This is a genomic window from Okeania sp. SIO2F4 (assembly GCF_010672385.1).
GTDB lineage: Bacteria > Cyanobacteriota > Cyanobacteriia > Cyanobacteriales > Microcoleaceae > Trichodesmium.
In genome coordinates this window covers 1-9,670 of sequence record NZ_JAAHGT010000312.1, presented here as the reverse complement: position 1 = coordinate 9,670, position 9,670 = coordinate 1, and the positions used below count along the sequence as shown (strand labels likewise).

Annotated in this window: 12 protein-coding genes; 3 read left to right on the top strand and 9 right to left on the bottom strand. The window is 38.3% G+C overall.

Annotated features, from left to right (window positions below):
• The 3 genes from F6K22_RS19675 to F6K22_RS19665 all read left to right on the top strand — a co-directional run.
• Positions 1 to 630 (top strand): tetratricopeptide repeat protein (locus tag F6K22_RS19675; RefSeq protein WP_293101488.1); only part of this gene is annotated, 630 nt, incomplete at its 5' end.
• Positions 631 to 1,242: 612 nt separating this feature from the next.
• Complete coding sequence (locus F6K22_RS19670; protein ID WP_293101485.1) at positions 1,243 to 1,485, top strand: hypothetical protein; 243 nt, start codon at positions 1,243 to 1,245, stop codon at positions 1,483 to 1,485.
• A 74-nt stretch (positions 1,486 to 1,559) separates the two neighbouring features.
• Positions 1,560 to 1,913: a type II toxin-antitoxin system RelE/ParE family toxin gene (locus F6K22_RS19665; protein ID WP_293101482.1), complete on the top strand. Its 354-nt coding sequence runs from the start codon at positions 1,560 to 1,562 to the stop codon at positions 1,911 to 1,913.
• 74 nt (positions 1,914 to 1,987) lie between these two features.
• On the opposite strand, the gene F6K22_RS19660 is transcribed toward F6K22_RS19665, so the two are convergent.
• From F6K22_RS19660 to F6K22_RS19620, 9 genes are all read right to left on the bottom strand, one after another.
• Positions 1,988 to 2,323 carry a XisI protein gene (locus F6K22_RS19660; RefSeq protein ID WP_293101479.1) on the bottom strand — a complete coding sequence of 112 codons (336 nt, stop codon included), beginning with the start codon at positions 2,321 to 2,323 and terminating at the stop codon, positions 1,988 to 1,990.
• Positions 2,311 to 2,727: a XisH family protein gene (locus F6K22_RS19655; protein WP_293101476.1), complete on the bottom strand. Its 417-nt coding sequence runs from the start codon at positions 2,725 to 2,727 to the stop codon at positions 2,311 to 2,313. The genes F6K22_RS19660 and F6K22_RS19655 overlap by 13 nt, the downstream gene beginning before the upstream one ends.
• 62 nt (positions 2,728 to 2,789) lie before the next feature.
• Positions 2,790 to 3,242, bottom strand: a complete 453-nt coding sequence (locus F6K22_RS19650; protein ID WP_293101474.1) for a DUF29 domain-containing protein — start codon at positions 3,240 to 3,242, stop codon at positions 2,790 to 2,792.
• A 112-nt stretch (positions 3,243 to 3,354) separates the two neighbouring features.
• The gene (locus F6K22_RS19645) at positions 3,355 to 3,729 is read right to left on the bottom strand and encodes an aspartyl protease (protein ID WP_293101471.1); all 375 of its coding nucleotides are present in this window, start codon (positions 3,727 to 3,729) and stop codon (positions 3,355 to 3,357) included.
• Positions 3,726 to 4,046 carry a hypothetical protein gene (locus tag F6K22_RS19640; protein WP_293101468.1) on the bottom strand — a complete coding sequence of 107 codons (321 nt, stop codon included), beginning with the start codon at positions 4,044 to 4,046 and terminating at the stop codon, positions 3,726 to 3,728. Before F6K22_RS19640 ends, F6K22_RS19645 begins: the two co-directional genes overlap by 4 nt.
• A gap of 319 nt (positions 4,047 to 4,365) precedes the next feature.
• The gene (locus tag F6K22_RS19635; RefSeq protein ID WP_293101466.1) at positions 4,366 to 6,969 is read right to left on the bottom strand and encodes a M1 family metallopeptidase; all 2,604 of its coding nucleotides are present in this window, start codon (positions 6,967 to 6,969) and stop codon (positions 4,366 to 4,368) included.
• A gap of 87 nt (positions 6,970 to 7,056) precedes the next feature.
• Positions 7,057 to 7,617 (bottom strand): transposase, encoded by a 561-nt coding sequence (locus F6K22_RS19630; protein WP_293101463.1) that lies wholly within the window; start codon positions 7,615 to 7,617, stop codon positions 7,057 to 7,059.
• 63 nt (positions 7,618 to 7,680) lie between these two features.
• Positions 7,681 to 8,301: an IS110 family transposase gene (locus F6K22_RS19625; RefSeq protein ID WP_293101461.1), complete on the bottom strand. Its 621-nt coding sequence runs from the start codon at positions 8,299 to 8,301 to the stop codon at positions 7,681 to 7,683.
• Positions 8,302 to 8,512: 211 nt separating this feature from the next.
• On the bottom strand, positions 8,513 to 8,845 hold the full coding sequence (locus tag F6K22_RS19620) for a hypothetical protein (RefSeq protein ID WP_293101458.1): 333 nt from the start codon (positions 8,843 to 8,845) through the stop codon (positions 8,513 to 8,515).
• Between the last annotated feature and the right edge of the window lie 825 nt (positions 8,846 to 9,670).

Sequence of the window (9,670 nt, the reverse complement as noted above, 5' to 3'; positions counted from 1 at the left end):
TCGGAAGCAGAACCTTTGTACCTCCAAGCCATCGAAATCGATAAAATTGCTCTGCCTCCTAATCATCCCTCCCTTGCCACTCGCCTCAACAACCTAGCAGGATTATATAAATCTCAAGGGAAATACTCGGAAGCAGAACCTTTGTACCTCCAAGCCATAGAAATCGTCAAAATTGCCCTGCCAGCTAATCATCCCTCTCTTGCCATTGACCTTAACAACATGGGAAGGTTATATGAATCTCAAGGGAAATATGAAGCAGCAGAACTTTTGTACCTCCAAGCCATAGAAATCGTCAAAATTGCCCTGCCAGCTAATCATCCCTCCCTTGCCACTCACCTCAGCGACCTAGCTATATTATATGAATCTCAAGGGAAATATGCAGCAGCAGAACCTTTGTACCTCCAAGGCATAGAAATCGTCAAAATTGCCCTGCCAGCTAATCATCCCTCCATTGCCATCCATATCAACAACCTGGCAAAATTGTATGCTTCTCAAGGGAAATATGAAGCAGCAGAACCTTTGTACAAAGAAGCACTGGATATTTTAGAGGAAAAATTAGGAGAGGAACATCCCCATACTAAAATTGTGCAAGAAAATCTCCAACATTGTCGGCAACAACAACAGAGCTAGACAAGGAGGGTGGAGTGTGTGGGGATATCAAATCTTGTCTGCTCAGTTTTGCTGATAACTGATAACTGAAAAGCTCCTTGCTTATGATTTCAGAACAGAAGTTACAATTACCGTAATAGTAGCGCTAGCAATTAGAGTAAAAGTAGAATGTAGGTTGGGTAGAACGGAGTGAAACCCAACAAAACCTGACTATTGTTGGGTTTCGTTCCTCAACCCAACCTACTCCCTAAGTATATCTTAGCAAAAAGTCAGACCTTATGTCAATTTTTCTTTGAAGCGATCGCTATTTTAGTCAGAGAAAGGAGCTATATTGCTGATTTTTCCGAGATTGATATTTTATTCATCTATTGTACAATAGTTAGGGCTTGCTTATTTAATCTCAAACTATTTACAGATAAAGGTTTTAGGCTTTTTAGAACCAAAAAAATACCTGCTTTTCCGTAGATTGATGTTTTATTCATCTATTGTCCAATAGTTAGGGTTGGCTGATTAAACCTCAAACCATTTACAGGTAAAGGTTTTCTTGTCTGCTCAGTTTTGCTGATAACTGAAAAAGAGCGATCGCTCCTGATTATGTTAAAATAAACAACATTAAATTATCAACAATATATTATGTCAATTACAATCAACCTAACACCAGAATTAGAAGCACGACTCCAGGAAAAAGCAACTCAACAGGGACAAGATATTTCCGTAGTTGCCAGCGAATTACTTGCCAGAGTTTTAGACTGGGAAACTGCCGATACCGAAGCAGCTATTAAAGGTATTCAGCAAGGATTAGATGATTTTGAAAATGGTCGATTTAGTTCTTTTGATGAATTTGCTGAAGCGCAACGTCATAAATATAATTTATAGCTTTAAACTAAACCTAAAACTATTAGTTGTATTCGTTCCCTATTCCCTATTCCCTATTCCCTATTCCCTGACTAATGACATATCAAATAGAAATTTCCAGCGTTGCAAAAGCAGAAGCAGATAAAGCATTTCAATGGTTATGTCAAGTGGCACCAATTGAAACAGCAAGAAATTGGTATCAAGAGCTATTAAAAACTATTGAATCTCTGTCAGAAATGCCTAGACGTTGTCCTTTAGCACGGGAAAATAACTACTTCAGCAAAGAAATTCGGCAACTTCTCTATGGTAGGGGGCGTAATTCATATCGAATTATTTTCACTATTGTAGAAAGTCAAGAAGTTTCGATTGTTCGGATTCTTCATATTCGCCATGTTGCACAACAAACAATTGGTGAGAGTCAAGATGAGACAGATAGTGGAAAAGGATAACTGATAATTGAAAAAGAGCGATCGCCTAATTATAGAATTTACTTTTAATTCTAAATTAAAATTCTTTTCCTCAATTAAACAACTCCATAATCAGTATATTCCCGCATTTCAGGAGCTTGAAATCCCAGAACAATATCTTCTTTTGGTACTCCTTGCTCCACAAGTTTTTGAGCAATTCTCATTTCGGTCATATTTTGCTCTATCCAAATCTTTTCTCCTTTAATATCCAAATGTAAAACACAACCATAAGCTCGCCGATAACCATCCCATCCCACATTCATAACCATGTAATGGTCTTGTTTTGTATCAAAAACCGTGTAAGAATCTATCTGACCATTTGCTATAGGAATAGCAGCATAAACTGTTAATAAAGACTGAATAATATTACGATAAGATTCTAAGGTATCCATTGTACAATTACCTCCTGTATTGGGTCATAAATAATTAGTTTTATTTCATATCTTTCTAAAGATATTTGGGCAAATTCCCGCTTAAAAAAAGTATTATAAGTAAGCACAGGTATTGCTAAATATAAAATTCGTGTTGGTTCACTAATTTCTAAAGCTAACCGATAATTCAAGAACTGTCCTAAAGCACCATGGTAATCTGTCAATGGCGAATCACTCAAAAAACTTTTAATCTCAACTGCAATTTTTTCTTCACCACGCTCTGCTGCTAATAGTTGTTCTGCACCTAAATCAATTTCAAATTTAGTTCCACCTACTTCCAGTAGCAGGGGATCGTCGGTTATCTGCCATTCCTCCTTTTCCAAAGCAATTCTAACTACAGCATGAAATTTATCCTTAGCAGCCATTTTTTCCCTTCTCTAATTTATTTTATTATTATGGTTCAATTGTAATACCTATTTGCTATTCCTTATTTCCAGTATGTTTCAAATAATAAGGAATTAATATTAGTATTAAACGCCAAAAATGAGGGAAATTCAGTTTCTTGATACTCAAATTTTACATCATCTAATGCGTTGGTATAAACCTTAGCCAATATTTCTTCTAAATAAGGTTTGAGACTAGGAGAATCTGTCAACAATTCTTTGATTTTTCGCCTTTGTTCTCTAATTGTAAGTTCCCATCCCTGAAAATTTTCAGGACTATTAACATACATTCGCTTCAGAATATGAGTCAGCAATACTGTTAATCGACTATTCAATTCTCGACGTTCACTTCTCCCCAAAGTTTCAATCTCCTCAATCAGATTTTCCCAGTCTAAATTTTCTATATCTTTAGCTTTTAGTTTAGCAGCAGTATCCTCACACCACGCCAGAAAGTCACGTTCATATAAAGTATCTATTTTTTGCAATTTATGACTCATATTTTACCTCTTTATTTATTATGTTTTGTTAGTAAATGGAAATGGCATATGAATGGGAGCGATCGCCTAGTTATAGAATTTACTTTTAATTCTAATGGGAATTAATTATCAATTATCCATTATCCATTGATAAAGTGAGGATACCAGCTTTTTTATCAACTACCAACCGCCTATCTTCCAGCCAAGGCAAACCGATTAAAATCTCTGGTATTCCATCACCAACAACAACAGGAACCTTCATTTCTTGACCGTCAAAACAAACTGAACCTTGGTACAAATTAAAAGTTGCTACTCCCAATGCTGTCCGCCTTTCTTCTTGTTCTTGAAAATGCCATCCCAAGCTTTCTACATCTTGAGTATCTACTGCCAACCAATCAGTAAAACCAGTATCTAACAAAGCATCAACTATTATTCTCGAACCGTCTGCAGCTATTAACTCTATTTCAAAAAATAACTCTCCTTTGTCACCAAAGTATCCTTGAATCATATTTTCCCGACTGTTCCCGTTTCATTAACACGCATTGCCATCAATAAAGCACGAGGGTATTTTTGTTTAGCTTTTTGGCGGGCAACATCCCGATCGCAATCCAGAAAATAATCTCCACTATCTGGTTCAATATAAATAAACCAGTCGTAATGTTCTTTCACCAAGTCTGGATAAACTCGCCAAAAAATTTCCCGACATCGACTGGCAAAAGCTTCTTTTTGTGCTTTGCGTCTTGCTCTTTCTTCTGGGGAAAGAGGTAAGCGATCGCTAAATAGTGGCTTACCCCTGGGTACTTTTCTGGGTGTTGTTTGAGTCATATTTATACTCCTTATAGAATTCAGAATTCAGAATTTAGAATTGGTCAATTTACCTTTAATTCTAATCTTGTCTGCTTAAAATATCAACTTTTTCAACTGATAAATATACATCTCCAATACAGCGGTTTTCCTGCACGCTAGACCACAGTAGTAGCGTGTCTAGCTTGAAAATGTGAGTTGAAAAAACCTAACCCCCCAACCCCCTTAAGTGCTAGCGTTGGGGGAGTCTATCCCCCCTCTCCTTGCAGGAGAGGGGCTGGGGTAGAGGTCTTCGGTGGTTGCTCGCTCCTTACTCATTCCCCACATAAATATGCTCGCACTAGGTTCCTTTCGCCTTCGCTTCTAAATTTTCCAAACGACTCCTCAATTCCTGATTTTCTTTTTTCATCTTATCCAGTTCATCCCGCAACTGTTTCAGCGCTTTATCAGAACCAATATTTTTCTGTACCTTCTGTACTGCTTCCTCAGCACGACGACGCACCCTGCCATCAGGAGTCTGGTCAGCTAAACTCTGCAATATTTGAATTGCTCCAGCAGTTTCCATTTGCGATAAGGCAGCAACTACAGAAACCTGAGTCAAGAAAAACGTTTCCCGCGATAATTCTGTCAGTCGTTGCAAAATTCGTTCTAAATTCACAGGAGACTGAGCAGTAGAAATAGTTCCCAATACGCGAATAGCATTCAAACGTAACGCTTGCGGTACACTAATAGCAGTGTATTTCAAAATCAGATTGAGAGCAGTTTCAGAAGTCTTCATCTTACCCAAACCTGATATTGCACCCGAACGTACTACCTCATTCCAACCCTTTTTCTCTTTCAATACCCACTTCAATAACTTAATTGCTTTTTCCCCAATGGGTTTTTCATCAGAGTTAGCATTAGCAGCAGCAATATCTCCAATACCAGACACAGCAGCAGCTTCCACATAATAACTAGCATCCCCATTTTTCACTAAAGACTTGAGCAATTTATAACTTTCATTGGTTTTTATTTGTGTTAGTGCTTCCACCACAGCACGACGCACGCGAGCATCTTCGTCTTTTAAACCTACAGCTAAACCATCAAAAACTTGGTCTAGTTTAATTTTCCCTAGTTGTTTGGCAACTTCAACCCGCACACCCCAAAAAGGTTCATCTATTAGTGCCTTGGACAGCACTTTCACAACTTCTAAACCACCTTTTTTAACCAATGCTTCAGCAGCATAAATGCGAGATATGGGGTCTGGGTCAAATTGTAATTGCGCTTTCAGTTCCGCTAATGGATATTCTAATTTCACTGTTTTCAGATAATTATTACCCACATCAAAACTGATGAATTTTGGTTTTTCTGAAAGGGGGAAATAGAAAGTTTGTTCCTGTTCGTGTACGCGTACAGTAAAGTTAATTAGTTCTGGTTTTTCTTCTTTCATATAACCAAAAGCAATAGGAATTTTGAGGTCAAATAATCCTTTCCTTACATCACTATTTTTGTCATTTTTAGCGATGATTTGTGTGACAGTAATTTTAGCTAATTTACTATTACCATCCCAAGAATAATTAACTTTATAATCTGGATGACCGCCCCGAAAAACATATTGATCGAATAAGAATAATAAATTGTGTCCGGTTGCCTGTTCAATTGCTCTTAATAAATCGATAGTCTCAACAGTTTTATGAGCATTACTTTGAACAAAATTATGAATAGCTTTAGTAAATAATTCAGCTCCTAATTCTGTTTTAATCATCTGATAAACACAAGCACCTTTTTCATAAAGATGGCGGTCATAAAGTTCAATTGCTTCTCGATAAATATTAGTTACAATAGGGCGACGATAACGACCTCTATCCTCAGCAATATAACTTCGAGCTTCCTTCAAAAGGTAATAAGCAGCATCATCTTGACCATACTGGTTTGCCGTCCATAATACTTCCGAATAAGAAGCCATTCCTTCTTTAATCCAAGCATGAGACCAATGTTTAATTACTATCAAATCTCCGAACCATTGATGTGCTAGTTCGTGAGCAACTAAACTTTCAGAATTACGGTTATCTAAAGCAGCTTTTTCGTCTAATAAACATCTGTCTGTAAGTAAAGTTGTGGAGGTATTTTCCATACCACCAAAAATAAAATCACTGACACAAACTTGAGCATATTTAGGATAAGGATATTTATAGCCAAATTCTTGACTAAAAAATTCTATCATTTCAGGAGTTTTACCCATAGTGCGCCGAGCATCATCTTGGCGTTTTTTATCTACATAATAAGTTACAGGAATACCATTCCATTCATCTTGAATTTCGGCAAACTTACCTACTGCTAAAGTCATTAAATATGTAGGATGAACTTGTTTTTGCATCCAGTGATAAATTTTATCATTTCCATTCTCTTCAGTCTGGATAAGTTCACCATTAGAAATAGCAATAAATTTATGGGGTACTTTGACACGAATTTCTGAAGTTGATAGTTGACCAGGATAGTCGAAACAGGGAAACCAGAAACGAGAGTCTTCATCTTCCCCTTGAGTCCAAACTTGGGTAGGTTTGTTTGGGTAATGTTCGTTGGGAGCAATAAAGTAGATACCTCTTTGGGGGTTATTGGAACTGTAGGCGATCGCTACTTTAATTTGTTGACCTGTTGTGGTGACTGGTTGTAGGTAAATGTCTAATTCGTTGCCATCATAGTCAAAGGTTTGTTCCGTGTCGTTGATTTTAACAGAATTAATTTCTAGGTCAACTGCATCAAGAGTTAATTTATCAATACCACTCCTGACAGGGTTCAAGGTAATAGTACAAGTGCCGTGAAAATTTTTGTTAGGAATGTCAAGTTCTAGATCGAGGAAAATATGTTCTACTTGACCTGGACGGTCTGGGTTATAATGTGGCCTCGCGCCTGGTAACTCAAAAGATTTGGAATTGTTTTCTGAATCAAAGTAAATATTGGACATTCGGTATAATTATAAATATGTTTTGGACAAAGCAAGAGTTCTTGTGATGCTAGTCCTGACAGCGATATTTAGATTACTCTACAACATTTAATCAGTTTTTTTACCAACACAATTAGATTTCAGCAGAGGAAACAACCGCCTTAATGTAAAGGCCACAGTCCGAGAATGGACTAAATTAGTAAACTTTCCAGTCTGTTCTTTATCTTGGCCTTCAGATTTACTATTTAACTTAGCCTTATACTCTTCAAACTTAGCCTGAATCTCTAAACCAACTTGAGAAACTAATCGCTTCTTACCGACAGAAGTCCTACTCCAGTTATAAAGCTCGGACTTGGCAAGTCTAGACCCTGAACTACTAAAGCTCTCGACTTGGCCGCTTGACCTTTCCTCCTGGCCGAACCCCAACCGTCGCTTAAATGCGCCTTCCGATTCAAACCTGCTCAATGGATAAGTGCGGACTAGCAGCATAGCTCTAACCATCAACCCAAACCCAAATAAATCAAAAACTTGGTTAAACTTTGAAAACTCCGAGCGATCGTAAACTAAATCCGATAAATTACTTCTGAGTAAAGCTTCCTGAATATGATGATCGCAGATTTGATTGGCTAAGTACCGAGTATGGGGAGTAATAACTTTTCCGTATTTCAAACCGACTGAATCTTGGTAGAGGCGATCGTACTTTTTCTTACCTCTATCTGTATATCGTTCCCGTTATGCAACCCAAGCAAACAACGGCGAAAAGCCATCTACACCAGGGTCATACCTTAAAAATGCAACCTCTGGAAACGAACTAGCCAGTTTAGCTCTTACCCTGTTAATAGTAGCTGTATTATTAGCTTTAAGCCCTTTTATATCCAGATAAATCTCATTTATTTGAGCAATCGCTCCAGGTTCAAATCGGATAAAAGCAGTTTCCTTTTCCCAGTTTTTAATCGCATAGGTCGCTAGAGCAAGAGCATCAGCTTGGTCGTTTTTATCAGGAAGTCGCTCCGACTTCCTCAGATACTTGACTTCAGGATGACCAATCCACTTTACTGATACTCCGTGAGTCTGTGCAATAGTCGCCCAAAGTTCGGAATAATTTTTCCCGGTCGGTTCCAACGCAAGGCAATCCGAACCATCAATAAATTCTACAAATTTTTCTACACTGGCAGAATTTAAGTAAAAAGTTAGTTCATCATTGCGCTTAGTTCTCTTGTTTTTCCTGAAATGCGCGCGCAAATCCAAGGGTAGCTCTGAAAGCTCCCAACAAACCAGAGAGTTTTTGCCAACGTCCCCACCAATTATTCTGTTTATCACGGCGGTTTTATGGGGTTGAGTGAAAAATTCCAAAATTTACAATTCGCCTGAAAGCCCTCGTGTGAGAACTCAAATTACTCTCAAAACTTTGGAATTTACAGACTAGGAGGCTTACTCACAATGAAGGAAAAGCCCGGAGGCTCACATTTTTGTCAAAGCAAATACCCCCTAGTCTAGTACGGGCGAACCCGCGACTGCTGTCATAAGTTGACAGCAGTTTCTCCGCTTACCCGTTGGCGCGTTATCAAGCGGTTAGTTTTTGATTTAATTGACAACCATCTTTAGTACAAATCAAGTCAAAGTGGTTAGATGGTTTTGCACACCGGATTTCAACAGTTCTGGGATGAGAATCAAATTCTACAGCTAATTCTTCCCAAGCAAGAAATCCTTTAGATTCTAAATAGTCTAAATATCTAACGTTAACTCGAACAGCAGGGTGTAGCAAAGAAGACATCCTTTTTCTGTCCTTAATGGAAAATCTATAATAGGCAGGTGTTGGACGATATCGTGTCTCAGCATTTGTCTGCTGCCAGTCATTTACGGTGGCAACAAAAGTATAGTCCAGAATCAAGAGCAAGCACTCAAACTTGCTCTTGATTAACTTTTAGTTCAATGAAATTACTTGCCTGGTTCCGATAAATCATTGCCGATAGCAATATACGCAACACCTGTCACCGGAGTAGCCTCTTCACTAGCTCGTACCTGGTCGTTAGTCGCGATCATACGATCGATCTGGGCTGCCGATAACGCCTGCAAGTAAGCCTCAGCAGTCGTTGTTAGTCGGCCAAGTATAGACTGGACACTCTCTTTAGATGTCGATGAAATCGCATCGACAGCGTGTCTCAATACCAATGAATTGAAAACGATTTCCTCTTTCTCTTGTTGGGATAATTTAGATAGCATTTTTAAAACTCCGAATACTTATTTACAAGTGTCTGGATACCGTCGTCACTGTCTTCGACGTCATTGCTCTTGGCGACGTCCTCACTAGATGGAAACACTTCTTGAATAACTGCAACTAGACCATCCCAGAAACCTTCGGATTGCATAGAAGCGCTTTTGAGGCGATCGATGATTTGGCATTTTTCCAGGGAATTATTAAATTCCCTGGCCTTAGCTTGCTCTTCTAATAGTTGAGCCTCAATGTCATCGATTTGTTTCCCCAGTGTTAACAGCTCTTGTTTTCTACTTTGAAGTTTTCTGGTTTTGTGGGGATAATTTTGGCAGTTTAACGCTGGGATGAATTGGTCGTAATCTCCGCCAGATATTAATTATCAGGACTTACGCAAAGACACTATATATAGCGTATGGTAAATAGAGCGATGTAGCTGCCGCACTTGCTCCACCAATGCTTTGAAAAAATGTAGCGATCGCCTCAAGACAAATACCATTGTCAAAACAA